At 63.2% G+C, this 24,974-nt stretch carries 27 protein-coding genes; 17 read left to right on the plus strand and 10 right to left on the minus strand.

What is annotated here, in order from left to right:
* The first annotated feature begins 25 nt into the window (after positions 1 to 25).
* Together EA473_RS04130 and EA473_RS04135 are read left to right on the plus strand one after the other, a co-directional pair.
* The gene (locus tag EA473_RS04130; RefSeq protein WP_124194399.1) at positions 26 to 1,870 is read left to right on the plus strand and encodes a BCCT family transporter; all 1,845 of its coding nucleotides are present in this window, start codon (positions 26 to 28) and stop codon (positions 1,868 to 1,870) included.
* Positions 1,871 to 1,995: 125 nt separating this feature from the next.
* A complete protein-coding gene (locus tag EA473_RS04135; RefSeq protein WP_165875199.1) occupies positions 1,996 to 2,391 on the plus strand; it encodes a GRAM domain-containing protein in 396 nt (131 codons plus the stop codon).
* Between the two features lie 56 nt (positions 2,392 to 2,447).
* Here the strand turns inward: EA473_RS04135 and ilvA are convergent, their stop codons facing one another.
* On the minus strand, positions 2,448 to 3,728 hold the full coding sequence (gene ilvA / locus EA473_RS04140; protein ID WP_124194401.1) for a threonine ammonia-lyase: 1,281 nt from the start codon (positions 3,726 to 3,728) through the stop codon (positions 2,448 to 2,450).
* 545 nt (positions 3,729 to 4,273) lie between these two features.
* Between ilvA and EA473_RS04145 the strand changes: the two genes are divergently transcribed.
* Both EA473_RS04145 and EA473_RS04150 read left to right on the plus strand, forming a co-directional pair.
* On the plus strand, positions 4,274 to 5,650 hold the full coding sequence (locus EA473_RS04145) for an aminomethyl transferase family protein (RefSeq protein ID WP_124194402.1): 1,377 nt from the start codon (positions 4,274 to 4,276) through the stop codon (positions 5,648 to 5,650).
* A gap of 191 nt (positions 5,651 to 5,841) precedes the next feature.
* Positions 5,842 to 6,708 carry a methylenetetrahydrofolate reductase gene (locus tag EA473_RS04150; RefSeq protein ID WP_124194403.1) on the plus strand — a complete coding sequence of 289 codons (867 nt, stop codon included), beginning with the start codon at positions 5,842 to 5,844 and terminating at the stop codon, positions 6,706 to 6,708.
* Positions 6,709 to 6,787: 79 nt separating this feature from the next.
* Here the strand turns inward: EA473_RS04150 and EA473_RS22160 are convergent, their stop codons facing one another.
* The 4 genes from EA473_RS22160 to EA473_RS04165 form a co-directional block, all read right to left on the minus strand.
* A complete protein-coding gene (locus EA473_RS22160) occupies positions 6,788 to 6,961 on the minus strand; it encodes a hypothetical protein (protein WP_165875200.1) in 174 nt (57 codons plus the stop codon).
* A gap of 176 nt (positions 6,962 to 7,137) precedes the next feature.
* The gene (locus EA473_RS04155) at positions 7,138 to 7,791 is read right to left on the minus strand and encodes a helix-turn-helix domain-containing protein (protein ID WP_124194404.1); all 654 of its coding nucleotides are present in this window, start codon (positions 7,789 to 7,791) and stop codon (positions 7,138 to 7,140) included.
* A 42-nt stretch (positions 7,792 to 7,833) separates the two neighbouring features.
* Complete coding sequence (locus EA473_RS04160) at positions 7,834 to 8,604, minus strand: helix-turn-helix domain-containing protein (RefSeq protein WP_124194405.1); 771 nt, start codon at positions 8,602 to 8,604, stop codon at positions 7,834 to 7,836.
* A 97-nt stretch (positions 8,605 to 8,701) separates the two neighbouring features.
* A complete protein-coding gene (locus EA473_RS04165) occupies positions 8,702 to 9,835 on the minus strand; it encodes a hypothetical protein (protein WP_124194406.1) in 1,134 nt (377 codons plus the stop codon).
* A 534-nt stretch (positions 9,836 to 10,369) separates the two neighbouring features.
* Here EA473_RS04165 and EA473_RS04175 point away from each other — a divergent pair.
* From EA473_RS04175 to EA473_RS04195, 5 genes are all read left to right on the plus strand, one after another.
* Positions 10,370 to 10,825 carry an SPW repeat domain-containing protein gene (locus EA473_RS04175; RefSeq protein ID WP_124194408.1) on the plus strand — a complete coding sequence of 152 codons (456 nt, stop codon included), beginning with the start codon at positions 10,370 to 10,372 and terminating at the stop codon, positions 10,823 to 10,825.
* Positions 10,826 to 10,923: 98 nt separating this feature from the next.
* Complete coding sequence (gene leuS, locus EA473_RS04180; RefSeq protein ID WP_124194409.1) at positions 10,924 to 13,629, plus strand: leucine--tRNA ligase; 2,706 nt, start codon at positions 10,924 to 10,926, stop codon at positions 13,627 to 13,629.
* A gap of 161 nt (positions 13,630 to 13,790) precedes the next feature.
* Entirely contained in the window at positions 13,791 to 14,078 is a 288-nt protein-coding gene (locus tag EA473_RS04185) for a HalOD1 output domain-containing protein (protein ID WP_124194410.1), read from the plus strand.
* Between the two features lie 213 nt (positions 14,079 to 14,291).
* The gene (locus tag EA473_RS04190) at positions 14,292 to 14,894 is read left to right on the plus strand and encodes a DUF420 domain-containing protein (RefSeq protein WP_124194411.1); all 603 of its coding nucleotides are present in this window, start codon (positions 14,292 to 14,294) and stop codon (positions 14,892 to 14,894) included.
* Between the two features lie 73 nt (positions 14,895 to 14,967).
* On the plus strand, positions 14,968 to 15,444 hold the full coding sequence (locus EA473_RS04195) for a pyridoxamine 5'-phosphate oxidase family protein (RefSeq protein ID WP_124194412.1): 477 nt from the start codon (positions 14,968 to 14,970) through the stop codon (positions 15,442 to 15,444).
* A gap of 95 nt (positions 15,445 to 15,539) precedes the next feature.
* Here the strand turns inward: EA473_RS04195 and EA473_RS04200 are convergent, their stop codons facing one another.
* Together EA473_RS04200 and EA473_RS04205 are read right to left on the minus strand one after the other, a co-directional pair.
* Positions 15,540 to 16,313 carry an ABC transporter permease gene (locus tag EA473_RS04200; RefSeq protein WP_124194413.1) on the minus strand — a complete coding sequence of 258 codons (774 nt, stop codon included), beginning with the start codon at positions 16,311 to 16,313 and terminating at the stop codon, positions 15,540 to 15,542.
* Positions 16,310 to 17,344, minus strand: coding sequence for an ABC transporter ATP-binding protein (locus tag EA473_RS04205; protein ID WP_124194450.1), 1,035 nt, complete (start codon positions 17,342 to 17,344; stop codon positions 16,310 to 16,312). The genes EA473_RS04200 and EA473_RS04205 overlap by 4 nt, the downstream gene beginning before the upstream one ends.
* Positions 17,345 to 17,468: 124 nt before the next feature.
* On the opposite strand from EA473_RS04205, the gene EA473_RS04210 reads away from it, so the two are divergent.
* The 4 genes from EA473_RS04210 (at position 17,469) to EA473_RS04225 (ending at position 20,400) form a co-directional block, all read left to right on the plus strand.
* On the plus strand, positions 17,469 to 18,425 hold the full coding sequence (locus tag EA473_RS04210) for a TIGR03557 family F420-dependent LLM class oxidoreductase (protein WP_124194414.1): 957 nt from the start codon (positions 17,469 to 17,471) through the stop codon (positions 18,423 to 18,425).
* Positions 18,426 to 18,559: 134 nt separating this feature from the next.
* Positions 18,560 to 18,805, plus strand: coding sequence for an antitoxin VapB family protein (locus EA473_RS04215; RefSeq protein WP_124194415.1), 246 nt, complete (start codon positions 18,560 to 18,562; stop codon positions 18,803 to 18,805).
* Positions 18,802 to 19,191 carry a PIN domain-containing protein gene (locus tag EA473_RS04220; RefSeq protein ID WP_124194416.1) on the plus strand — a complete coding sequence of 130 codons (390 nt, stop codon included), beginning with the start codon at positions 18,802 to 18,804 and terminating at the stop codon, positions 19,189 to 19,191. Before EA473_RS04215 ends, EA473_RS04220 begins: the two co-directional genes overlap by 4 nt.
* Before the next feature lie 210 nt (positions 19,192 to 19,401).
* Positions 19,402 to 20,400, plus strand: coding sequence for an aldo/keto reductase (locus EA473_RS04225; RefSeq protein WP_124194417.1), 999 nt, complete (start codon positions 19,402 to 19,404; stop codon positions 20,398 to 20,400).
* Between the two features lie 30 nt (positions 20,401 to 20,430).
* Here the strand turns inward: EA473_RS04225 and EA473_RS04230 are convergent, their stop codons facing one another.
* Both EA473_RS04230 and EA473_RS04235 read right to left on the minus strand, forming a co-directional pair.
* A complete protein-coding gene (locus EA473_RS04230) occupies positions 20,431 to 21,069 on the minus strand; it encodes a DsbA family protein (RefSeq protein WP_124194418.1) in 639 nt (212 codons plus the stop codon).
* A gap of 39 nt (positions 21,070 to 21,108) precedes the next feature.
* The gene (locus EA473_RS04235) at positions 21,109 to 22,533 is read right to left on the minus strand and encodes a heme o synthase (protein ID WP_394341292.1); all 1,425 of its coding nucleotides are present in this window, start codon (positions 22,531 to 22,533) and stop codon (positions 21,109 to 21,111) included.
* A 50-nt stretch (positions 22,534 to 22,583) separates the two neighbouring features.
* Between EA473_RS04235 and EA473_RS04240 the strand changes: the two genes are divergently transcribed.
* Positions 22,584 to 22,790, plus strand: coding sequence for a hypothetical protein (locus EA473_RS04240; protein WP_124194420.1), 207 nt, complete (start codon positions 22,584 to 22,586; stop codon positions 22,788 to 22,790).
* 17 nt (positions 22,791 to 22,807) lie between these two features.
* On the opposite strand, the gene EA473_RS04245 is transcribed toward EA473_RS04240, so the two are convergent.
* Positions 22,808 to 23,191, minus strand: a complete 384-nt coding sequence (locus tag EA473_RS04245) for a DUF7111 family protein (protein WP_124194421.1) — start codon at positions 23,189 to 23,191, stop codon at positions 22,808 to 22,810.
* A gap of 98 nt (positions 23,192 to 23,289) precedes the next feature.
* Here EA473_RS04245 and EA473_RS04250 point away from each other — a divergent pair, with 98 nt between their 5' ends.
* The 3 genes from EA473_RS04250 (at position 23,290) to EA473_RS04260 (ending at position 24,960) form a co-directional block, all read left to right on the plus strand.
* Positions 23,290 to 24,189, plus strand: coding sequence for a DUF3267 domain-containing protein (locus EA473_RS04250; RefSeq protein WP_124194422.1), 900 nt, complete (start codon positions 23,290 to 23,292; stop codon positions 24,187 to 24,189).
* 140 nt (positions 24,190 to 24,329) lie between these two features.
* Positions 24,330 to 24,605 carry a PadR family transcriptional regulator gene (locus tag EA473_RS04255; RefSeq protein WP_124194423.1) on the plus strand — a complete coding sequence of 92 codons (276 nt, stop codon included), beginning with the start codon at positions 24,330 to 24,332 and terminating at the stop codon, positions 24,603 to 24,605.
* 43 nt (positions 24,606 to 24,648) lie between these two features.
* The gene (locus EA473_RS04260; RefSeq protein WP_124194424.1) at positions 24,649 to 24,960 is read left to right on the plus strand and encodes a hypothetical protein; all 312 of its coding nucleotides are present in this window, start codon (positions 24,649 to 24,651) and stop codon (positions 24,958 to 24,960) included.
* Positions 24,961 to 24,974 lie beyond the last annotated feature (14 nt).

Below are 24,974 nucleotides of genomic sequence, written 5' to 3' on the forward strand. Positions count from 1 at the left end.
CACCGGCGAAGTGGTACCGTCTGTCATGGCTACCCACGGTACGGGTGGGATAGAGCGGACTCTCCGACGCGCGCTCGTCCCCCTGTTCGCCCTCTCTGGAGCCGTCGTGGTCACGGCGTTTTTCTTTCCGGCGATCGTCGGGGACGTCGTCTCGGGACGCGTCTGGCTGTTCCTGTCTCTCGTCTTCTTCGGCTCGGGGTTGAGCTACGTCTCCCTGTTGCCCCTCGAGGCCGAAGAGGGGGAAAAAACTGACGAACCGGACGATCCACGCCGCGTCCTGACCGTCCGTCGAATTTCCCGTCTCGATACGGCACGGGAGTTTTTCGCCGGACAGGATCCGATCGTCTTCGGCACGTCGGTGGGCGGGCTTACGGCCTTTTTCGGACTGTATCTGCTTGCACCGGCGACGATGGCCACCTCGATCAGCGTCGTTCGGAACGTCCTCTTGCGGGAGTTTGGGTGGCTGTTTGCGGCTCCGATCCTCGTCTCCGTGGTGTTCTGTCTGTACCTGCTCGTCGGCCCCTGGGGCGACATCAAACTCGGCGGTCCGGACGCGACCCCGGGGTACACGTATCCAGTGTACTTCACGATGTTTTTCACCGCGGGAATCGCCGCTGGAATCGTCTTCTGGGGGCCTGCGGAAGCCCTCTTTCACTATCGGGAGCCGCCGCCGTCCATGGCGGCCGAACCCCGATCGGACGCGGCCGTCGTTGGCGCACTGACCTACGCCCTGTTCCACTGGGGGTTCTCGGCCTGGAGCGCATACGTCGTCGTCGGCGTGCCGATCGCGTACTTCGTCTACCAGCACGGAGCCCCCCTCCGCGTTTCGACGGCGCTGGCGCCGTTTCTCGGCCTCGAGGGACTCGATTCCGTCTGGGCTCGATTCGTCGACTTGCTCGCGGTACTCGCGACGATCGGTGGAATCGCGACCTCGATCGCGCTCGTGAGTCAACAGTTTCTCGCGGGGATCGATCATCAGTGGGCCGTAACGTACGGGACCGGCGGATCCGTCCTGTTCGTGACGGGTCTGACGGCAATTTTCGTCATTTCGGCTCGAACTGGAGTCCACCGCGGCATCCGACGTCTCTCGGCGATCACGATACTCCTCTTCGCGCTCGTTTCGGTCGTCCTGTTCGTTCTCGGTCCACGGTGGTTCGTTCTCGAGCAGGGTGCCGCCGCGGTCGGGCGCTACGCCGTCACGTTCGTGCCGATGAGCGTCGAGTTCGGCACCGAGTGGGCCGCCGGCTGGACCGTCTGGAACTGGTCGTGGTGGTTCTCGTGGGCCCCCTTCGCCGGATTATTTCTCGCCGCACTCTCGAAGGGAAGACGTATCAGGACGGTCGTCCTCACCGGATTCGTCGCGACCTCGATGGCCACGATGACGTGGTTTCTCCTCCTGGGGGGAACCGCAATTCAGTTCCAGCGGTCCGGTCGCGCCGACATCCTCGGTGCCGTCGAAGCGTTCGGCGGTTCGGAGGCGGTCGCCGGCTTTCCGCTGTTCCAGGCGCTGGCGCTCGGCCAGTTGCTTACGTTTCTCTTTCTCGCGCTCATCATTTGCTTTATCGCGACGTCGGCAGACACCTCGACGCTCGTCGTCGCGATCCTCGCGGCCAGACACGAGGTCGCCCCGACGACCGGTGCGGTCGTCTTCTGGGGTCTCTTTCAGGGCGTCGTCGCCGTCTCCGTGCTGGTCACGGGGAGCGCACAGACACTCCAGACCGCGGCGGTGTTGACAGGCGCTCCGATCGCGCTCGTGTCGGTCGTCGCAGTGGTCGGTCTAACGCGATTTTGCCTCGAGCACGAGCGCGGACACGCATCGGCGTTCGGACGACTTCGGTCAGTCGTCCTCGAGCGTGAAACCGACGACTGAACGGTTCGAGCAGCCGCCTAACAACAGATGAACAGTTCCAAACGGGCCGTTCGGATCCGTTCTATCGACGACTATAGATCGAGCGAGAGAAACGCTCTTCTACCCGTGTCATGTTAGTAAGTACCATGGGAGATATCGGTGGCTGGTGGGTCGCGAGTCACGACGCGAACCCTGGCGAGGAGACGATCGCCACGTATCACGTCAACTACCTCCGACCCGATCGGCGACCCCTCGGCGGCAAACTGTACCTCACCGACCAGCGACTCCTGTTCAGCCCGCATCTGATCGACTCCCTCCTCGGCGGGGAAACGGTCGCAATCGACGTCCGAGATATCGACGACGCAGCGCGAGCATCCGGCGGCGAGAACGGTGGGCCGCCGACGGATTCTCTCCGCCTCGAACTGGCGAGTGGGGAATCCGAGTCGTTCGTCGTCGACGAACTCGAGGACGCGATCGGGCAGATCCGGTCCGCGCTCCCGTCGTCGGGGGCCTCCCGGAGCGATTCACCGAGACGGTCGTAGCATCGCGGAGTCCACGCCGAGATCGTGTTTCGGCTGGAGACATCCGGGAGAAAACACTATCCGTCGGCCCCGTAATTCCCCACCGGCGACTCCGCAGGCGCACGGTTCACCACGTCGACGTCGTAGCCGTGATCGGTGATCGACTCGACGATGTTGCGGGCGTGTTCAGCACCGCTCGTCTCGACCTGAAAGATGAGATAGGCCTCGCCGACGTCTAAGTCCTCGAGGGCACGGTCGTGTCGAACGGTCTGAATGTTCGCATCGTGGTCCGCGATGACTCCCGAGAGTTCCGCCATCTTCCCGGGTCGATCGTCGATGTGAACGCGGAGTCGCAGGATCTGCCGGCGGTGAGTCAGGGCGTGGATCAGTATCGCCCGGAGCATCGTCATGTCCAGGTTGCCCCCACAGAGCAACGGCATCACGCGTTCCCCCTCGACGTCGAGTTCGTCGCCTTGGATCGCCGCGACTGCGGCCGCGCCGGCCCCTTCGACCAGTTGCTTCGACCGCTCGAGCAAGACGAGGACGGCGTCGGCGATTTCCCCGTTCGTGACGGTTACGATTTCGTCGACGTGGCGTTCGATGATCGACAGCGTCAGCTCCGAGACGCCGCCGGTCGCGATTCCGTCGGCGATCGTATCGACCGACTCGAGAGTCTGTGGAACGCCCTTGTCGAGGCTGTCCAGAACCGTCACGGCCCCGGCCGCCTGAACGCCAACGACCCGCGTGTCGGGGCTTCGTTCGGCGAAGGCGGTCGCAATTCCACTTATTAGACCACCGCCACCGATCGGAACGACGACCGTCTCCGCGGCCGGGTAGTCCTCGACCATCTCGAGTCCGAGCGTCCCCTGCCCGGCGACGATCGCCGGATCGTCGAAGGCGTGGACGAACTCCGCCTCTCCCTCATCGGCGAGCGTTCGTGCGTGGGTCGTCGCTTCCTGAAAGTCCTGCCCGACGAGCTCGACCGACGCGCCGTAGCCGCGGGTCGCGTCGATTTTTGTCTGGGGAGCGGTCTTCGGCATCACGACCGTCGATTCGATCCCGAGTTTCGTCGCAGCCAGTGCGACGCCCTGTGCGTGGTTGCCGGCGCTGGCTGCGACGACCCGTTCGGTACCTCGTTCCTCGAGACAGCGTCTGATCTTGTTGTACGCGCCCCGCGTCTTGAACGAGCCAGTCCACTGGAGATGCTCGAGTTTGAGGACGACCTCTGCGGCACCGGTCATCGACTCGAGGGAGGTGCTTCGTTCGGTCGGCGTTCGTTTGACGACCGACGGGTCGTCAAGTCGCTCCCGTGCAGCCTCGATATCGGCGAACGAAACGGATTCGTCTCCGTCGCTCATCGCCGGGTCACCTCCCGTCGTTGGTCCGAGCGAGTTCTCGAAGCACAACGTATCGCCCTCCAGACGCGAATTGTGAGGGGGCGATACCGGAGGAGTCGGTTGCTGCGCTCGTTCCGGTTCTGGTTCGATCTCTCGTCTCGGTCGATTTGGTTGCTCGCTCGAAACTGTCCCGTTCTGGCGGTACTGCGCTCTGAGTCGTGGATCATCGTTCGTTACTTCCTCGCCCACTGTCGGGTGTGGGCGTCTCTCCAGCCCTCACCGAACCAGGTCACCGTGCATCGGTATCAATACACAGGATGATCGGACGGTTCACAGGGTCATCGAACGATCGAAGAGGATCTCGCGGGACCACTTCGTCGATACGATTCCACAAAATGTACGAATTATATCACTTGTTGGAACAGCATCTGGAAGACGGTGATCGAATTCGATCGCACGTATTCTGGGCTTTATCGGCCACCAAATCCGGGTTTATCGATATCCGCTCCGCAGGAAGACCCTTGCCACTCCCACATTTATGTGCTGTGTCGTACATGTGTATCGTAATGTCCGACAGCCAACCGCCGCGGACGGAGAGTCAGGACCACCCGAACTACCCGAGCGTCGATCAGTCCGATCGGACGGTCCCGAGAAACCTTCGCCAGTCAGGCGATCCGGGTATCGAGATGCTCGTCTCCACGCGCGTCCGGAAATCACCGTTTTTCCACAAATCGTTCGTCGAGAACGGTGCCTGGCGCGCCACGGTTTACAACCGGATCTATCACCCTCGAGGGCTCGTCGAACCCGAAGAGGGCGGTATGATGGAGGAGTACGACGCGCTCGTCAACCGGGTCACCCTGTGGGACGTCGCGGTCGAACGCCAGATCCGCGTCGAAGGCCCTGACGCGGAGGCGCTTACCGATTACGTCATCACCCGGGACGCCACGGAGATCGAACCGATGCACGGCAAGTACGTCATCCTGTGTAACGAAGACGGCGGGATCCTCAACGATCCCGTCCTGTTGCGTCCCGGCGAGGACGAGTTCTGGTTTTCCATCTCGGATTCGACGCTGATGCAGTGGCTACAGGGCGTCAACGTCGGAAAAGGATTCGACGTCGAGATCGACGAAATCGATGTCGCGCCGATGCAGATCCAGGGGCCGCGGTCGGTCGACGTGATGGTCGACGTAGTCGGCGAAGAGGTCGAAGGGATTCCCTACTACGGCCTGATGGAAGCCGAGATCGACGGCTGTCCGGTACTGGTCAGCCAGACTGGCTTCTCCGGCGAGAAGGGGTTCGAAATCTACGTTCACGACGCGACGAAACACGCCGAAGCCGTCTGGGACCCCGTCCTCGAGGCCGTCAGAGACCACGGTGGCATGCAGGTCGCACCGGCCCACCACCGCCGCATCGCCGCGGGAATCCTCTCGTGGGGACAGGATATGGACCACGAGACGTCGCCGTTTCAGGTCAACCTGGGCTATCAGGTCCCCGAGGACAAAGACGCCGACTACGTCGGCAAGGAAGAACTCGAGCGCCAGCGGGACCTGATCGCGGACGGCGAGTACCCGTTCGTCCACAAGATGGTCGGACTCAAACTCGCCGGCGAGCCGATCCGGGACTACGCGCCGGACTTCTGGCTCATCTCGGACCCGGAGACGGGAGAGGAGTGTGGATACGTCACCTCGCCGTGGTACAACCCCGAACTCGAGACGAATCTCGCACTCGGGTTCGTCCCCGCGGCGAAACTCGACGGCGACGTCTCCGAGGTGTACGACGGCGAAATCGAGACGGAGTTCCAGGTTCACCTCCCCGACGAGTACGCCGAGGAACCCGGAGAGCCGGTGTACGCCAAAGTCTCCGAAGTTCCGTTCAAACCGTCGGTCAACCCGAGCGCCCGCGAGCAGGCGAAACTGAACGCACGGGAGAAATCGACCGAATGAGCGACACGCACGGTGGTGCCGACCGTACGAGTGGTCCACGATGTCGTCCGGGCGATCCACGAGGTCGACCAATCGATACCGCCGGAAACACCGACTCGACGGCCGACCGATCGTCCACAGCCGTCGCTGACGGGGACGGTCACCGACCCGCACGAAACAAGTCGACAGACACCCTGGTTCGAATCGAGTAGATGGCATCGGAAATAGAACGCATCGACACGGGTGAGGGCATCAGGACGTTACTCGAGGAGCCGCGGTTCGAACTGATGCCGTTCGAGAGCATGGACGAACAGCTAGAACACCTGCCTGAGGGGGCCGAAGTCGCCATCACGACCTCACCGACGCTCGGCCTGGAAGCGACGATCGACTGGACCGAACGGGCGTCTGAGCGCGGCTACGAGATCGTCCCCCACGTCGCCGCGCGGTACGTTCGAGACCGGGAACACCTCGAGGAACTCACGGGGCGACTCACTGATGCGGGCGTCACCGACGTCTTCGTCCCCGGCGGCGATCGCGAAGAACCGGTCGGCGAGTTTTCGTCCGCCTACGAACTGCTGTCTGCACTCGACGAACTCGACTCCGGGTTCGATGACGTCGGGATTACCGGGTATCCCGAGGGACACGCGTTTCTCGACGATGAGGTCCTCGCCGAGTCGATGGCAGAAAAAGAGCCCTACGCCACCTACATCGTGACCCAGCTGTGTTACGACGCCGAGACGATCCTCGAGTGGATCGAGGACGTCCGGGACCGTGGCGTCGACCTCCCGGTCGAGATCGGCATTCCGGGCGTCATGAAGTACCAGCGGTTGCTCGGTATCTCGAAGAAAGTCGGCGTTGGTGATTCGGTTCGATTCCTGCAAAAGACGACCGGGGTACTCGATTTCGTTCGCCGGTTCGTCGGCGCTCGCGGAATGTACACCCCGGCCGACCTCGTCGAGGGAATCGCCCCGTACGCGACCGATCCGTACTACGACGTACGCGGCGTCCACATCTACGCGTTCAACCAGGTACTCGACCTCGAGTCGTGGCGTGCGGAGACGCTCGACCAGCATCGGTGACGTCGATTCGGCCGGACTGGTGTTCCGGACACCAGCGGACCGGTCGCGGTCTTACCGGTCTATCGCGATTGGGGTCGTCTCACTGCTCGCGCCGGCGGTCGCCACGGACCTTCCCCCGCCGACCGAACAGCGTCGGTAGGCTGTTCAGAAGTCGACCGGTAATGCCCGAGTTCGTCGGCGTTCCGGGGAGGTAGAAATCGGGAGCAGAGGATTCGTTCGACGCGGATCGTTCGGCAGCGTTTCGATGGCTCATATGAGGATATTAGATTTCGAACCCATAATGCTTCCGAAGTGGGCGTGGAGTGGCCGATTAACTCAGGTAACTGCTGCTAGTGCACAGTAAAATCACACACTATCTAGAAGTTCACCTTTTCATTCATGACTGAGCAAAATCTATATATTTTAATTTATATGAGTGCCGTTGACTTGTTACCGATCACGTCCGTCGATCAAACATTCCTCGACGAGTCGAACGGAGCCACGCCGAAGACGGCCACTGACTGCGGTCCGAGAAACGCCGAGCACCGATGTCAGCTCCTCCAGGGTGATCTCGCGGGGCTCGTCGTAGTAGCCGTGTCTGTACGCTGCGACCAGCGCGTCGGTTTGAGACGGTGTCAATCCGAATCCGGTCCGTTCGTCGAACTCGTCTTCCTGTTTCAGTTTGAGCACGTCGAGGCGAATCCCCTCGGATCGTGCGTACTCGCCGAGTTCGTAGAGGACGTCGTGACCCTCGAGTTGTAACTGCAACAACCAGCCGTTCAGGTAACTCTTCGACCCGAGCGTGAGCCCGCCACGGTCGGCGATCTCGGGCGTGATGAGCTTTGCATCGTTGCTATACAAAATTCGATAAGTTCTGGAACCTCCCATTTCTATGACTGGAGAGAAGTCCGCGACGGTATGATCCGCCTCGAGTGCCGACTCCACGTCGTCGAACGCCGTCGCCTCGATTCGGAAGAAGTACACGTCGTGGTGTGGATCGGTACCGGCCTCGGAGATGACGGTAATCTCTCCGTCCGAGAGCGATCGGATCGTATCCGTCAGTGCGAGGTCGGGATGTTCGGCGTAGACGTGCGTCGAAATCATGGCGAGAGGTCTCCTGGGTGCATCGTCATTTCACCGGGGCGGTTATCCATACTCCTGGTCGGTTCGAATCTGAACGGAAACGGATCCGTACCGGTCTCGGTACGTCGTGGCGTTGTGCTCGTCGAGAACCGACCGATCGCCGGACCCGTCGACGACGAGCGTCGCCTCGATGAGCGATCGGAGTCCGCGTCTGATGCGTCCGTTGACCGCCGACGGGGAGAGCCCGAGCGATTCGGCCAACTCCTCTAACGACGTTTCTCGAGGCTCGCTGAAGTACCCGTGTTCGTACGCCGTCACGAGGGCAACTCGCTGTCGGTCGGTCAGCGGCTCGGGCCCGCCTCCCGTGGCGTCCGCACCGAACCGCTGGTGGAGATCGAGTACCTCGAATTCGAACCCGGCTTCGCGTGCGTGATTCCAGATGCGGTGGACGCCGTCCTCGGCGGGAACGAACCACCGTTCGCACCATCCGCGGGGGTACCGATTCGCCGCGGAACTCCGTGCGTCTAGAACGAACCCACCCTCTTCCGTAACTTCCGGCGCGAGAAGTTCCGTCTCCGGGGTGAACTCGATCCCCCACATTCGCTCATCGGCGACTGCCGGGACCTGTTTCGCCTTCTCGACGGTGTGATCGTTCTCGAGAACCGGTTCGAGTTCCTCGGTAGTGACGTCGCCGAACCTGAAGAAGTAGACGTTTCGCCCGGGAACCGTACTCGTCTCTGGAACGGTCCTGACGGTCAGCCCGGGTATCGCCCCCAGCGTATCGACGAGCGCTCCGTTCTCGTGAGCGAATCGAACCTCGATGACGATGGCCATAGTGGGACTTCGCTATCCTCTATGCTAACCACACACACGGACATAAGCACGGGTGGTACTGTTCACCGCTCGAGAACGTCCACAGCGAAACCGTGGGCTACCCGACCGACGTTTCTCGGAGTTTGGCGACGATCTCTTCGGAGCTAATTTCGCGTTCGTGTTCGGTCGCAACCCGTCCGACGACGTACTCCACGAGGTCGAGTTGACTGAGGAGTTCGAACGTTTCGTCGCGTTCGAGGCCGAGGTCGTGTCTTACCTCGTAAATCGTACCCGAGTTCGACACCGTATCGACGAGCGCTTCGACGGTCACGTCGTCGGGGAGGCCGATTCCGTCGGTCAGAACGACTGGCGCGGACTCGTCGGCGGACCGATTCGATTCCGTGCGGTCAGCGGAGCCGGCGAACCGATCCGATTCCGACTCCGATTCGTCAGTTTCGACGTCGGTATCGTGATCCGCGCTCGGTTCGTCGTTTTCGCTCCCGCCAGTGTCGTACGACGTCGGCTCGTGAATGCCGTAATCGATCATGTACCGCCGGACCGTCTCTGCGGTGACGTCCATCTCGATCGCCTCGCTCATTTCGACGAACGTGTCACAGGAGTCGTACACCTCCGCGAGCAGTTCCGGATCTTCGAACGGCGGAACGTCACTTCCCCGACGTGCACTCGTGGGGACGCAGTCGGAGCTATCGCTTTTCGTGGTCCGCGTCTCTTCTTCGACAGCCTCTCCGTAGGCCCCTTCGACCCCTTCTTCGTCGGTTGTTTTTGCTCCTTCTTCGCTCGGCGATTCGACCCCTTTTTCACCGGTTGGTTCGACCCCCTCCCGATCGGTCGATCCGTCCTCGAGTCCCCCGGGATTCGCCGACTCGGGTTCGTCTCGAACGGAGGCGCGAACCGAAACTGAAACCGAACCGGACGCATCGATCGTCGGCTCCGTCGGACGTACTTCGACGTCGTAGTCGGCCGTCGGGACGACAGGAGTCGTAGACTCGAGCGTGAGCCGAAGCCGGCCGTCTGAATCGAACTGGACGTCCGCCGGTTCGAATTGCTCCTGATGTTGGCCCGCCGAGAACGCCGAGACCGCAAGATCGACGTCGGCATTCGCGCCGGTTTCCGGATCGATGCAGTCGGTGAACTCGACGTTACGGACGGTGACCATCCCCGTTTCACACTCCTCGATGAAATGGCCGAACTCCCGAATGTTGGCACCAACACCCATGGTGATTGGTGACACATTATTAGTGGCTATGAGAATGCGTGATGAATAGTGGAGGTCTTTAAGTCAGTTGCCCACGACTGGAGTCGTCGGCTTCCTCCTTACATCTCTGTGAACGTCTCGGAGTGGGACGTGTGTTCGAAAGGCGAAACACGACTCCGTACCATACTGTCGGACAGAAGTCAGTGAGAAATCGGTCGCGAATTCGCGGCCGTCGCCATCGGAGACGGCCGCAGGAGAGCGACCGGTCTTCAAATAGTTCTGTTCGACAGTATCAGCATCCTCAGTCGGTTTCAGTACACTATCACCCCCGATCGACTGACGGTTTCGACGACGCAGGCTCGACTCCGCTCGATCCGACGAGATCGGTCCGACGAAATCGGGATGGCCGAGTCGGGACGACCGACCGAAGAGTAAAACTGGTTTACCGATGGTAATCCCGAGCGGATTGTCCGCTGTGTGTCGTCGCCTCTAGCGAGTATCGCTCCGACGGCGTGAACAGTCGTCGTGCTTTTTGCGCGGAGTCGATCATCCCGCGAACGGCGATCATCGATGAGTGAACCCACGACAGACGATCCGGCAGATGCACAGACGCGTGATCAGGGAGAACCGGACGGACAGAAGTGGTTGAGCGGAATCGTTTCTCTGATCGGCCTGTGGATTGTGCTCTCCCCGTTCGTCTACGAAACCGCCGCGGCGATCACGTGGAACAACGTCGCTATCGGCACCGCGATCTTCCTGTTGGCCGGATACAACTTCTATCGTATTACGACGGGACACCCGACCAGCACCAGCGTCGCGACCCTCGTTGCACTGCTGGCGCTGTGGATACTCGTTTCACCGTTCGCACTCGAGGGTCAGTTTGCGATAGACGGTCTCGAGGTGGCCGCAGACGGCCTCGTCTGGAGTAACGTCGTCTCGGGTGTCATCGCCGCGGCGATGGCCGCCTACGTCGCCTACGCCGCCGGACGCAGGGCACCCGCTGGAACGGCTGCCGGGACGCGCTGAGAACGGTCGGACTTCCGTTTTTCGTCGACTCCGCTCTCGTGTCGTCGCGAGTGGCCAACAATGATATAGCCGGCACACCCAGAAGTGGACGAGGGCCCATGTCGAGTCATTACGATCACGCGCAGGTACAGGAGTTCTGGCAGTACGTCTGGGAACGCGACGACGTCTACCGACTCGTCGACGATGCGACGGACCCGACCTACGTCCTCGGGATGTTTCCGTACACCTCCGGGACGTTGCATATGGGCCACGTCCGAAACTACGCGATCACCGACGCCTACGCCCGCTTCCGGCGGATGCGCGGCGACGACGTCCTCCACCCCATGGGGTGGGACGCGTTCGGCCTCCCGGCGGAAAACGCCGCCTACGAGCGTGCGAGCGACCCGGAGTCGTGGACACAGGCGTGCATCCGCCGCATGCGCGAAGAACTCGAGACGATGGGCTTTGGCTACGACTGGTCCCGGGAGATCACCACCTGTGAACCCGACTACTACCGGTGGAACCAGTGGCTGTTCAAACGGCTCTACGAGGCCGGTCTCGTCGAATACGAGGCAGCGACTGTCAACTGGTGTCCCGACTGCGAGACGGTACTCGCCGATGCGCAAGTCGAGGTAGTCGACGGCGACCGCCGATGCTGGCGGTGTGAGACTGCCGTCGGGCGTCGGGAACTCGATCAGTGGTTTTTCACGATCACGGAGTACGCAGAGGAACTGCACGACGGACTCGAGGACCTCGAGGGATGGCCCGAGGGCGTCCGGGAAATCCAGCGAAACTGGATCGGGCGCCAGGAAGGCACACGAATTAGTTTCGACGTCACTGCGGACGCGGAGACGGAGCCGATCGAAGACGGCTCCGTGGACGTCTTCAGCACACGGCCCGAGACGGTCTTCGGTGCGACCTTCCTCGCCGTCTCGCCGGGACACGAGCTGGCGCGAGCGCTCGCGGAAACCGACGAGGAGGTCGCCGACTACGTGGAGATGGTTCGCGAGCACGGTCCGGACGAAGTCGGGCTCTCCGGCGTCGACGCCGACGCGACGGCGATCAACCCGATGACGGGTGACACGTTGCCTGTGTACGTCGCCGGCTACGTCCTGGAGGACGTCGGAACCGGGGCCGTGATGGGCGTCCCTGGCCACAACGACCGGGATCACGCCTTCGCGCTCGAGCACAACCTTCCGATCGAGCGCGTGATACGCCCCGAGGCTACAGATCCCGAATCCGAAAGTGCGGAGCGAACGTCGGAAGGGGACCCAGCGATCGAAGACGAACCGTACACCGGCGAGGGAATCGTCGACGGGAACGACGAGTACGACGGCCTCGAGACCGAGTCCGTCCGCGAACGACTGGTCGACGACTGCGACGCGATCGAACCCGACGTCACCTACCGGCTCCGAGACTGGTTGATCTCGCGCCAGCGCTACTGGGGGACGCCCATCCCGGTCGTCCACTGCGAGGAGTGTGGCCACGTCCTCGTTCCCGACGAAGAACTGCCGGTCGAACTCCCGGAGTTTGTCCAAACGACCGGGAATCCGCTCGAGGAACACGACTCGTTTCGCCACACGACGTGTCCCGACTGTGGCGGCCCCGCGCGCCGGGAGACGGATACGATGGACACGTTCGTCGATTCGTCGTGGTACTTCCTGCGATTTCTCTCGCCGGATCTCGAGGACGCCCCCTTCGACGCCGAGCGAGCGAACGAGTGGCTCCCGATCGACGTCTACGTTGGCGGCGACGAACACGCGATCCTCCACCTCCTCTACATTCGGTTTATGAGCCGTGCGCTCGCCGACCTCGGGCTGCTCGAGTGTCGAGAACCGGTCGAGACGTTCCTCGGGCAGGGGACTGTGCTTTACGACGGCGAGAAGATGTCTACGTCGAAGGGAAACGTCGTCGCCCCGCTCGAGTACGGAGCGGAGACGACGAGGTTGTTCGTCCTTACCGCAGCCCATCCCGAACAGGACTTCGAGTGGACCGCGAACAACGTTCGCGGTGCGTACGACCTCCAGCAAACACTCTACGGGATGGCGACCCGCTTCGTCGACGCGGCGACCACTCGCGTCGAACGTCGCGAACACGACGCGTATCTCGACCACGAGATCGATCGAACGATCGCCGCGGTCACCGAAGAGTACGAGCGGTTCAGGTTCCACCGCGCCGCCACCGAAATTCGGGATCTCGCGCGTCTCCTCCGGCGCTATCGGGAGTACGATCTCCCTCACGGTGAGATCTACCGACGTGGGTTGTTGACGCTGGCAGCGCTGATCTCCCCGATGGCACCACACCTCGGCGAAGAACTGTGGAACAAACTCCGGGGAGAGGGGCTTGTCGTCGAAGCCGACTGGCCCGAACCGGCGACCGAGCCGTCGGATTACGCACTCGAGCGACGACTCGTCGAAACCACGCTCGAGGACGTCCGGGACATCGTCGACGTCGCCGCCATCGACGAACCCGAACGAATCGAACTGGTACTCGCCCCCGAGTGGAAGTACCGGACCGCCGAACTGACCGCAGCGCAAGCGGACTCCGGCGTCGACGTGGCGACCATCGTCGACCGCGTTACCGAGGACGGATTCGACGGGCCCGGTCGTGAGACGATCGAGGAGTTCACAGGTACGCTACTCGAACGAGCGAGCAGGAGCGCTAGCGGACAGGTCCTCGGGTTCGACGACGAACGATCGATACTCGAGCGCGCACGCTGGCTGGTCGAAGACGAGTTCGGGGCCGACGTCGTCGTTCGAACGGCTGACGCCGAACCGTTTACGGGGAAGGCTCGACCCGGGAAGCCAGCGATACGGATCGACTGACAACAGCCCTGATTTGCAAATCAGGAACTCGACGTCCGGGTTCCGTGTCGACGGTCCGAAATCGCTCGTTCGTTGTCGGACCACGGCGATAGATCTCCCTCAGCGGACGAAATCAAGAAAGACAGTTTTATTCGATCTGATTAGCAAGTTTGGGTAAGACGATGGAGGGTGGCGGCGACAGCGTCGACGGGACAGTTCACAAACCGCCGAGCCGTGCGGTCGTCGAGGCCGTCGGGGACGCCGAGGGGATTCCGCCGGACGAACTGCATCCGCCGGAGTACGAACCGCTTCACGCGGTCGTCGACCCGGAAGCGCTCGATGCGCTGTTCGCGAATCGGCCCACTGAGGGCAGCGGTATCGCGTTTACGTTCTGTGGGTACAGGGTCGTCATCACCGAGGACGGAACCATCTCCCTCACGGAATCGACCGGCGAGGAGGAAGCGGACTAATATAGTAGCCACTGGAAGTCGATGCACACCTGACCGCACGATAGCTGTGTGATCAGTGTGTGAATAGTTCCGGTTGTTACTATACTACCGGCTGTACGTCATTCAAGATTCTCGCCACTCCGGGGTGGCGAGAGTCTCGACACGGGTACAGCCGGCGGTATAAGCGAACGAGAAACAACAAGACAGATACGGCCTCTCTCCAAACCACCAGTAATGGCAACTGCGGGCGCGAGACGACGGCTTCGAGAACGACCGATCGGTGCCACGGTGTTTCTGACTATCGTCGGATACGCGCTGGTCATCGGCACGTTCGTCCTGGATGTCCCGCTGTATCCCGACCTGACGAACGCCCAGATCGATCTTCTCACTCACGCGATTGCGGTGATCAACTCGACGACACTCGTGTTTCTCGGCTTTGGCTGGTACTGGATCCGGACGGATCAGGTCGACAAACACCGGATTGCGATGGTCGGTGCGTTTTCGCTGATCGTGGTGTTTCTCGTCGTCTACCTGATCAGGGTCGGTGGGGGCGGCGAGAAACTGTTCGTCGGACCCGATACCGTCTACCTCGTATATCTCGTGATGCTGGCGATCCACATCGTGCTCTCGATCGTCGCCGTTCCCGTCGTCCTCTACGCGTTGATCCTCGGGCTTACCCACACGCCCGCGGAGTTGCGAAACACGTCTCACGCCCGGGTCGGTCGAATCGCCGCCGCCTCGTGGATCCTGAGTCTCGTCCTCGGCGTCGTCACGTACTTGCTGCTCAACCACGTCTACGCCTACGAGTTCAGTTCGATGCTCGTGCCCATTTTGTAAGCTGTCTCCCTGATCCCCGGTCGAACCCTCTCGAGGGGGCGTAACTTTGGTGCTCGCCGTCGACGGTCGACGTATGAACGTTCGCGGCTCGCTATCGCGCCGGGAAGTCGAACGGTTTCTCGAGGAGACGACCGTCCCGATCAGGATCGCCTGTCAGACCCCGGCAGGACACCTCTGGATGGTTTCTGTGTGGTTCCAACTCGAGCCCGCAGTGCCGGCTGAGGACGGAGACGACGAGTGGATACTCGAGTGTGCGACCGCTGTGAGTTCGAAACTCGCGACGTATCTTTCGGAGCCAACCGAGGTCGCGTTCGAGGTGTCGACGAACCAGCCGCCGTACGCCGGCGTTCGCGGCCGGGCAACCGCGACGACCGAACCCGATCCGGAAAAGGAAACGCTTCGGGAACTCCTCGAGCGCTATCTCGACGGCACCGACTCGAGGCTGGCCCGGAACCTCCTTCGCGAGGAGCGCGAGGAAGTGGTTATCACGATTGATCCAGCCGTCGTCTACGGCTGGGACTTCTCGGATCGGATGACCGCTCGCGAGTGAATCGCTCCGTCGTCTCGACCTCTCGTTTCGATTCCGACGAATTCAGAATCGACGGCGGAACTGCTCGGCGACCGTCAATCGGCCCGCGGCGACCGTCAATCAGTTCGCGGGATCGACCGGGCCCCGAGTCCGAAGAAGACGACGGCGACGACGGCGAGTACGGCGAGGTTCGAGAGCGCGGGATCGACACCCGCGATAGTCGGAATATCGCTCCCGGGGATCGTCGCGGCCCGAACGCCGCGTGCGAAGTACGTAAGCGGCGAGAGTTCGACGAACGGGCCGAACCAGCCGGGGAGTTGCTCGAGCGGGACGAACGTCTCCGAGAGAAAGAGGAGGGGGAGACCGATCGCGTTGCTCGCGGCGACGGCCCCATCCTGGGAGTCGGTGTAACTGCCGAGCATCGCTCCGACCGCACAGAAACAGACGACGCCGACGAGGACGTACGGCAAAAGCAGCGGCGAGAAGACGATCTCGGCGCCCGTCAACGCGACCACGAGCGCGAGAATCAGGACGCTCGCCAGTCCGATGATGACCGCGTTGACGACGGTCTGGGCGAGCAACCATTCGGCGCGTGAAAGCGGCGTCGTCGCCAGTTTCTCGAAGCGGTTTCCCTCGCGGTGGCGGGCGACCTCGCTTCCCATCCGCGACAGCGGCGTAAAGAGGACGACGACGGCGAGGTATCCCGGCACGTAGTACGCCGCGGGCTCTGCAAAGAGACCGCCGCCGGTCGGATCCGTCTGGACCAGCGCGCCGAAGATGACGATCAGGATCACCGGAAAGAAGAAGGTGAAAAAGACCGCCGTCCGCCGGCGGACGAACGATCGCCAGCCCGCACTCGTCTCCGCTCGGACGCGCTCCACCCGCGTCACGCCGTCTCACCCGCCGGTGGGAGTTCGTCGTCGGTCCGCGAATCGTCGTCGCTTCCCCGTCCACCATCGGATCCCTCCGACCGGTTCGTCGGAGCGACTGTCCGATCCCGCTCCGTCTCGTCTGCCAGTTCGAGGTACACCTCCTCGAGTCCGGGTTCGCTCCAGGACAACCCCGAGTACGCGAGGTCTCGGTCCTCGAGATAGTCGACGACGGCTGCGATTTCGGTGGGTTCGACATTTCTGACGACGACGGTTCCGTCCGTCTCGGACCGATCACTGCGCTGGCGGTTCCTTGCGGGACGTTCCGTCGGGTATTCGAGTCCCCTGAACGCCCCGGTGTCGGCGTCCGTTTCGATTCGCAGCCGGCTCGAGCCGCCGTGTTCCCGAACGAGGGCATCGGGCGTGCCTCGGGCAACGAGCGCGCCGTCGGCGAGCAGGCCGACGCGGTCGGCGAGGCGTTCGGCTTCGGCCATGTCGTGTGTGGTGAGGACGACGGTCGTGCCGGCGCTCGCGAGCTCTTCGATCAGTCGCCACACCGTCCGACGACCGGCGGGGTCGATTCCCGTCGTCGGTTCGTCCAGAAAGAGGACCTCGGGGTCGTTGACGAGCGTCGCGCCGACACAGACGCGTCGTTGCTGGCCCCCGGAGAGGTCCTCGTACCACGTCCCGCCGGCGTCCGCCAGTCCGACGTCGGCGAGGACCTCGTCCGGATCGCGGGCGTCGTCGTAGAGTCCCGCGTAGTAGGTGAGCAACTCGCGAGCCGCGAGGCGAGCGGGCGGCGAAAACGCCTGCGGGAGGACGCCGAGCCGGTTTCGATCGACCGCGTCGGGTGACTCCTCGAGAACGCGTGCGGTTCCCGAGTCGGGCTCCGTCGTCCCCGTCAGCGCTCGAACGAGCGTCGTCTTCCCGGCTCCGTTCGGCCCGATCAGTGCGAAAATCTCGCCGCGTTCGACCGATAGCGAGGCACCCGAGAGGGCGACCGTCTCGCCGTAGACCTTCTCGAGACCCTCCGCCTCGACGACGGCTTCCATGCAGGTCGGTAGCCACCGATCGCTGGTAAGACGTTCGGTTTCGCCGAGAACGAGCGAGACGACCGCTCGGTGTTGCCGTCGCAGGCTCAACCGTTACCGACCCGTCCGTGGTAGCCCGACCGGCATGACACAGCTCGGTTACACCCTCTCGAGCGAAGAACACGGCCCGAACGAACTCGTCGAGTACGCCCGGCGAGCGGAGGAGGCCGGCTTCGATTTCGTCTCGATCTCCGATCACTTCCACCCGTGGGTTTCGGCGCAGGGGGAGTCGCCGTTCGTCTGGTCGACCCTCGGCGCGATTGCGACCGCGACCGACGATATCGAGGTCGGCGTCGGCGTTACCTGCCCGACGATCCGCATTCACCCGGTCAACGTCGCCCACGCCGTCGCCACCGTCGACGAGATGTTCGGCGATCGGTTCACGTTCGGCGTCGGCACCGGCGAGAACCTGAACGAACACGTCACGGGCGAACGCTGGCCGGAACACGACGTCCGCCTCGAGATGTTAGAGGAGGCGATGGACGTCATGCGAACCCTCTGGACCGGCGAGACGACGAGCCACCGCGGCGAACACTACACCGTCGAGAACGCGCGGCTCTACACGGTCCCCGACGAGCAGCCGACGACGATCGCGAGCGCCTTTGGCCCACAGACCGCCCGGTGGGCGGCCGATCACAGCGACGGACTCTGGTGTTCGGGGCCGAAAACGGAACCGGTCGACGCCTACGAGGACGCCGGCGGCGACGGACCCAGGTACACCCAGCTTCACGGCTGTTACGCCGAAACCGAGGACGAGGCGATCGACACCGTCTACGAATACTGGCCCAACGGCTCGATTCCCGGCGAACTCGGCCAGGAGCTGCCGACGCCGGCTCACTTCGAGCAGGCAGCCCAGATGGTCGAACGGGAGGATATCGCGGAGTCCGGGACGACCACCGGCCCCGATCCGGAGGCCCACATCGAGAGCATCGAACAGGCCGTCGACGCCGGCTACGATCACGTCTACTTCCACCAGGTCGGCCCCCAACAGGAACCGGCCCTCGAGTTCTACGAGGAGGAAGTACTGCCGTCGTTCCGGTGAGTCCTCCTCGTCAGTATCGTATCCCTCGTGGATAGCGAGTTCGGACCGCTGTCGGGGACGCCCACACCGACCCGTGCACTCCCGCATCGAGCCGTACATTTTTTACGATACACGTACGTACACGTACACAGAGTATGGGGACGAAGACGATCTCCCTGGCGGACGATGCGTACGAGCGCCTTCGGGCCGAAAAGCGGGAAAACGAGAGCTTCAGCGACGTCGTACGACGATTGACCGAAGGCGTCTCCCTCGAGAAATATCACGGCGCGTTGAACGAAGAGACGGCGAACGATCTCGAGGACGCGATCGCGTGCCGGCGCGAAGAGCGGACGACCCAACATCGAAACCGGGTCGAAGAGATTGCGGACGCGTTCGAATGATCCTCGACACCTCGTTTCTCGTCGACGTTCTCCGCGGGGAGGAAACCGTCAAGCAAGCGATTCGGACGGTCGACGAACGTGGAACGGCGCGAGTGAGTTCGGTGACGGTGATGGAACTCTGGGAGGGGATTCACCTCGCGGATCCGGCAGAGAACCAGCGAGCGATCGTCACAAACGTCCTCGAGGACGTCCGAGAGGTCCCGTTCGACCGGGACTGTGCAACGACCGCTGGCGAAATCAACACGAGACTTCATCGCAACGGGACGCCGATCGAGGCTGCTGACGTGATGATCGCCGCGACGGCGCTCGTTCGCGACGTTCCGGTCGTGACGAAAAACGTCGATCACTTCGAGCGAATCGACGATCTCGAGATCCTCACCTACTGATACGGTTTGCTGTCCGTCAGTTCCGGCGCAACCGCGACCCGGGGACGGGCGCGCCGGAGAATCGGTACAGGAATCCGTACGAATCCGTCGAGTGTCTCTCGAGTCGATCCACCGACCAGAAGTTTCCGACGCCACGCTGTCTCTTCGAAGAATCCGGACGAAATTGGGCGTTTCAATCCATTTTTCTCCTAGTAGACGAATTTACTCGGTATGGAGTACACAACTCTCGGAAACACGGGCACGACGGTCTCCAAACTCTGTTATGGCACCTGGCGGTTCGGTCGCGACACGGGTGGCGTCGTCGAGACCGACCGCGAGGAGGCCCACGAACTGCTCGATGCGTGCTGGGACAACGGAATCAACTTCATCGATACCGCGAACGTCTACGGCGATCCCGACGGTACGAGCGAGACGTGGATCGGGGAGTGGCTCGAGGACTACGATCGGGAGGATTTCGTCATCGCCTCGAAAGTCTACTTTCCGTTCGACGGCTGGGGCGAACCCCGCCCGAACGACTCCGGACTCGGCCGAAAGCACATTCGGGCACAGATCGAAGGCACCCTCGAGCGCCTCGGGACGGACTACCTCGACGTCTACTACATCCACCGCTGGGACGAGGATACGCCGATCCGGGAGACGCTTTCCGAACTGACGCAACTCGTCCGCGAAGGAACGGTCCGCTATCTCGGTGCGAGTACGATGGCAGCCTGGCAACTGACCAAGGCGCTGTGGACCAGCGACGTAAACGGCCTCGAGCGCTTCGACGTCACTCAGCCGAGGGTCAACGCCGCCCAGTACGACGACGTGGCGGACTACCTCGACGTCTGTGCCGATCAGGATCTCGCGGTCTGTCCGTACTCTCCGCTCGCGGGCGGATTCCTGACCGGAAAGTACGATCGTGCAGACGACGGCTCGGTGATCGCCCCGGACGGCTCTCGAGGGAGCATCGACGAGGTGTTCGACGACTGGTACACGAGCGAGCGTGCCTGGAACGTTCTCGAGGCCGTCGAGTCGGTCGCCGACGAGGTCGGCGCGACGCCCGCACAGGTGTCGGTGCGCTGGCTGATCGATCAGGACCGGTTCACCTGCGTTCCGATCGTCGGCGCGCGGACGCCCGGCCAGCTCGAGGAGAACGTCGGTGCCGTCGAGATCGAACTCACCGACGAGCAGTTCGAACGGATCGACGCGGCCCGAAGTGCCGACGACTAACGCGGCGAATTCCCCCCGACAAATCCGTTTTCACGCCGCGTCGTCTATCGCCTCGCCGATCGCATCGACTTCGAGCGGCTCGTCTACGATATCGCCGTCGACGACGACCGTCGGCGTCCGCTCGACGCCGGCGTTCTCGCCACGTTCCCAGTCGGCAACCAGGGTCGGATAGTACGTGTCCGCCTCGAGAGCTTCCGAAACGGCTTCCGGCTCCACGTCGACGATTTCGGCGAGCGTCGCAAGCGAGTCGTCTCCCCAGTCGTCGTGGTCGATCACCCGGTCTTTGTAGTCGAAAAACCGGCCGGCCGGGTCGTCGTCCGTCCGCGTCTCGGCCTGTACGGCCCGCGCGGCGTTTGCCATCGCGACGGATTCCGCGGCCGCCTCCACGGGAAAGTCGCGATGGCGGTAGGTGATCTCGTCCGGTTCGACGTACGAGGACTCGAGTTCCGGAAACACGTCTGCCCGAAACTCGTGACAGATCGGACAGCCGAGATCTTCGTAAACGTCGACGGCGACGGTCCCGGAACCGAGCGTCGGTACCGAGAGCTGGCGGTCGGCGTCGACTCCTTCGAGCCCAGCCGGCCGAGATGCCTCGAGGATCGACGTACAGCCGGCCAGCGCTACCGAGAGTCCTCCCGCTGTCGAGACGAGAAACGAGCGACGGCGCATGTCTCGAGGGTACTTCGGCCGGTCGGATAGGGGTGTCGCCTACAACAGGAGTGCGTCGACGACGATGATCACGAGCGCAGCACCGAGAAACGCGTTCGAGGCGTGAAACGCCCGAAACGCCGCGGCTTCGGTCTGCTCGTAGTGAAGCGTGACCGCGGCCCACAGGAAGATACCGCCGAAGATGGCGACCGTCGCGGCGTAGGCCGCGCCGAGATCGGTGATCCAGGCGAGTCCGACCGTGGCGACGAGCGTCGCGGCGATGTAGTAGACGATGTGCTTTCGCGTCTCGGTTCCGCCGCGGACGACGGGCATCATCGGGAAGCCGCCGCGGGCGTAGTCGTCCCGGTAAGCCAGCGCGAGGTTGTAAAAGTGTGCTGGCGTCCAGAGGAATATCACGCCGGCGAGTGCGAGTGCCGGAATCCCGATCTCGTTCGTTACGGCGGCCCAGCCGATGAGCGCCGGGAGTGCCCCCGCGGCACCGCCGATGACCGTGTTCTGGACCGTATTCGGTTTGAGCAAGAGCGTGTAGACGACGCTGTAAAACAGGATCGCGGCGAGGCCGAGCGCCGCCGCGAGCCTGTTGATCGTGAGGAAGATTCCGATCGACGCGACGGTCAACGCGAGGCCGAACGCCATCGCGTTCCGAACCGGAATCAGGTCGGTCGCGAGCGGCCGATCCGCCGTGCGGGACATTCGCTGGTCGACGTCGCGCTCGAGGACGTGGTTGAACGTTCCCGACGCGCCGATCGCGAGGACGCCGCCACCCAGCGTCGCGACGATGGTCGGTGCGTCGAGTGCCGGCCCTGCAGCGAGTGCCATCCCGGCCGCGGCGACGAGACAGAGCAGCCACATCAGCCGCGGTTTCATCATCTTGAAGTACGCGAACGCGGTGAGTCTGGCTCTGGCGAGGCCGCCCGAGGGAAGCGACCGGGCGTCGGCCGAAACCGACTCACCCTCGAGCGCTTCGGGTTCGGGTGTGGTGATCGCGTCGTCGTCGCCACCGGTCGTGGCCTCGAGGTCCCACGCGAGCGCGAGGACGACCGTCGCGAAGACGACGACGCCGAGTCCGAGGTGCAATCCTGGCGTGATCGCTGCTGGACCGAGCGTCGCCGTCGCCGCGCCGATCGCGATCTGAACGCCGTAGAGGGCCGTTCCGCCGAGGATCGCAACGCGGACCCGACTCGAAACGTCACCGAGGACGGCGGCCACGGCCGTCAGCGCGACGAGGATCCCGACGACGAGTGCGGTCAGCCGGTGCCCCCAGGCGATCGCGAGTTCGGTCTGGCTCAGCGGATCGGCCGGCGGATGACAGGTCGGCCACGTCGAACACGCCGAGGCGGCGTCGGTAAGTGACGTCGTCGCACCGACGATCAACAGCAGGTAGACCCCGAGCGCGGCCGCTGCGAGCAGCCCGGAGAAGCGCCGATGGGTACCGATCGGACGGGGAAACGACTCGGATGCCACGGATATTCTCGTCTAAACGCTTCGACTCTGCGTACTTATGATTCCCGCTTTTGGCGGCACTCGAGGCCCATTCGTTCCCGAATCGGTCGTCCATCGCCGAACCCGTTCGGTCGGTGACGACGCCGCCGAACCGGTTCGTCGTCGCGTGGCGGTTCCCATCGGTCGAACTCGAGTTGGCACCGATGATCGACGTTACTCGAGTTCGGCCGGAAGCGCCGGAGCGTTCGATCCGAACGTTCGGCGGCGCTCGACGCTGAATCGGCTCGAGCGTGGATCACATTCCCATGTCTTCTGCGGCCGGCGGTACCGGTAACTCGTGGGGCGAAACACCGAGCAGTTCCGCCGCGTGGTCGAGCGCCATGTCGAAGCCGTAGTACCGCTCGAGTTCGTCACCGTCCGCCGTCGGCCGGACTTTCAACATGGCATACCCCTCGCGGTTCTGGGCGATTGCTGCCGTCGTGTGAGCCCGGCTGGTTCTGCTCGCCCCGCGTTCGGCGGCTTCCGCGTCACCGCCGCGTACATCAGTTTTCGCGTCATCGCCGCGTTCACCGCGTTCCTCGAGTTGGAAGCCAGTCTCGAACGCGAGCACTCGCTCCGTCTCCGTCACGTCGTACGTCGCTTTGATGCCGTTTTCCTCGGCCGTCCGATCGTCCGTCATACACCGCTTTCGCGTCCGGACCACCGGGAAAGTGTCGATTTTCGTTGCCAGCGATCGAGACCGACACCGATTTTTCGTCCCACTCTGGAGTGAGTGTCGTGCATCGACAGGATCGCGAAACGGACCCGCATCTGGTCGCCACGTTTCGGCTCACGCGGGCGGTCGCTGCACAGCGACTCGTCGTCTCCGTCGTGGCGTTTTTCGCGTTCGCGTACGGCTTCGGGTACGTCCTCGCCACCAGACGGGGGCGAGCGCTCGAGCCCATCGTGATCGCCCCGGCCTCTCTCGAGAGCGCCGGACTGTCGGTTCTGGCTGCTATCGTCCTCGTCGGGTTCGTCGTCGTCGCCCACGAGGCGGTTCACGGGATCGCTATGGCCAGATACGGCGGGAGCCCTCGATACGGAGTCGGCGTGTCGCACTTCCTGCTTCCGGACGCGTACGCCGAAACCGACGGGACGACCTACAGTCGACGGGAGATGCTCGCGATCCTGCTCGCTCCGTTCGTGACGATCACGACGGCCGGTCTCGTGGCGATGGCGATCTATCCAACCCCGTTGCTCCTGGCCCCGCTCGCGGTCAACGCGGCCGGTTCGGTCGGCGACCTCTGGATGGCCGTCACGCTGTGTCGGTATTCCGACGACGTTCGCGTTTCGGGGCTCCCCGACGGCGGTCAGGGGTTCGGGATCTACGCCTCGAGCGAGCGACCGATCGACCGACACCCCGGCGTATCGATTCTCTCGTCGATGATGACCGGTACGGTCTGGACCTTCGTCGTCGTCGGGACGAGCGTTCTCGCCGTCGTCCTCCTCTCGCTCGCGTTCGCGTCGGGGAACGTCGTCGTCGGCGATCCGGACGGGTGGTGGTTCCTCGTCCGCCACGAGGTGCGTGCCGGCGGCGGTGCGATTCTCGAGATCGGAACGCCGTTCGTCGCCGCACTCTCGCTCGGCGGCGGCGTGCTCTGGACGGTTCTCGTCACCGCCGTTCGCCGGACCGCATAACACGGCCTCTCGGACTGTCGGTACCCCCGCTCGAGTGGCAAACGCGAGACGAAATCGATCGACGGTCGATACACCCTGCCGGTCGTGAGACGGCGCGACGAAACCGTAACGCTCGAGCGACCGCGAACTCGAGGACGACTATGGGCAAGTGGCTTCAGAGCGGACGACGACGAGATATCTGCGTCCTCCTCGCCGCGGCGGGCGAACTGCGCGGCCAGCAACTCAAGTCCCGGCTCGAGGCCCACTACGACGATCGACTCGAGCCGAAGTCGTTCTACGGCTCGCTGTCGGCGCTCGTAGACGCGGGATTCGTCGAGGAGCGAACCGAGGGAATCCACGACGTGTACGCGCTCACCGACGCCGGCGAGAAGCGGCTGCACGAGCATTACAAGTGGGTACGGGACTGCCTCGAGTAATCGAGAAAGCATATGTGATTTCACGCCGATGGATAGACGAACGATGGTCCCGCCAGTCTTCTCGCGAGAATCGATCCTCTCGGACGAGCTGAATCCGCTGACCGAAGCGTATCGGGACGCCGTGGTGTACGACGGTGCGAACGCGGACGACTCCCTCTACGAGGGGCCGATCATCGTCCACGCCAACGGCTGGATCGAACTCGAGGGGAACCGACTCCTCTCGCCGGCCGCTATCCACCACATCGACGTCTACGACGACGACCTCGAGAGACGAGGGACACGAGGTGGTACCGACAGCCGATCCGGCGACGACGGTACGGGTGGTAGGCGGACGAACCGGTTCAGTCCGCGGTGACCGGAGCCGTCTCG

It is taken from the genome of Natrarchaeobius chitinivorans (assembly GCF_003841505.1).
Classification (GTDB): domain Archaea; phylum Halobacteriota; class Halobacteria; order Halobacteriales; family Natrialbaceae; genus Natrarchaeobius; species Natrarchaeobius chitinivorans.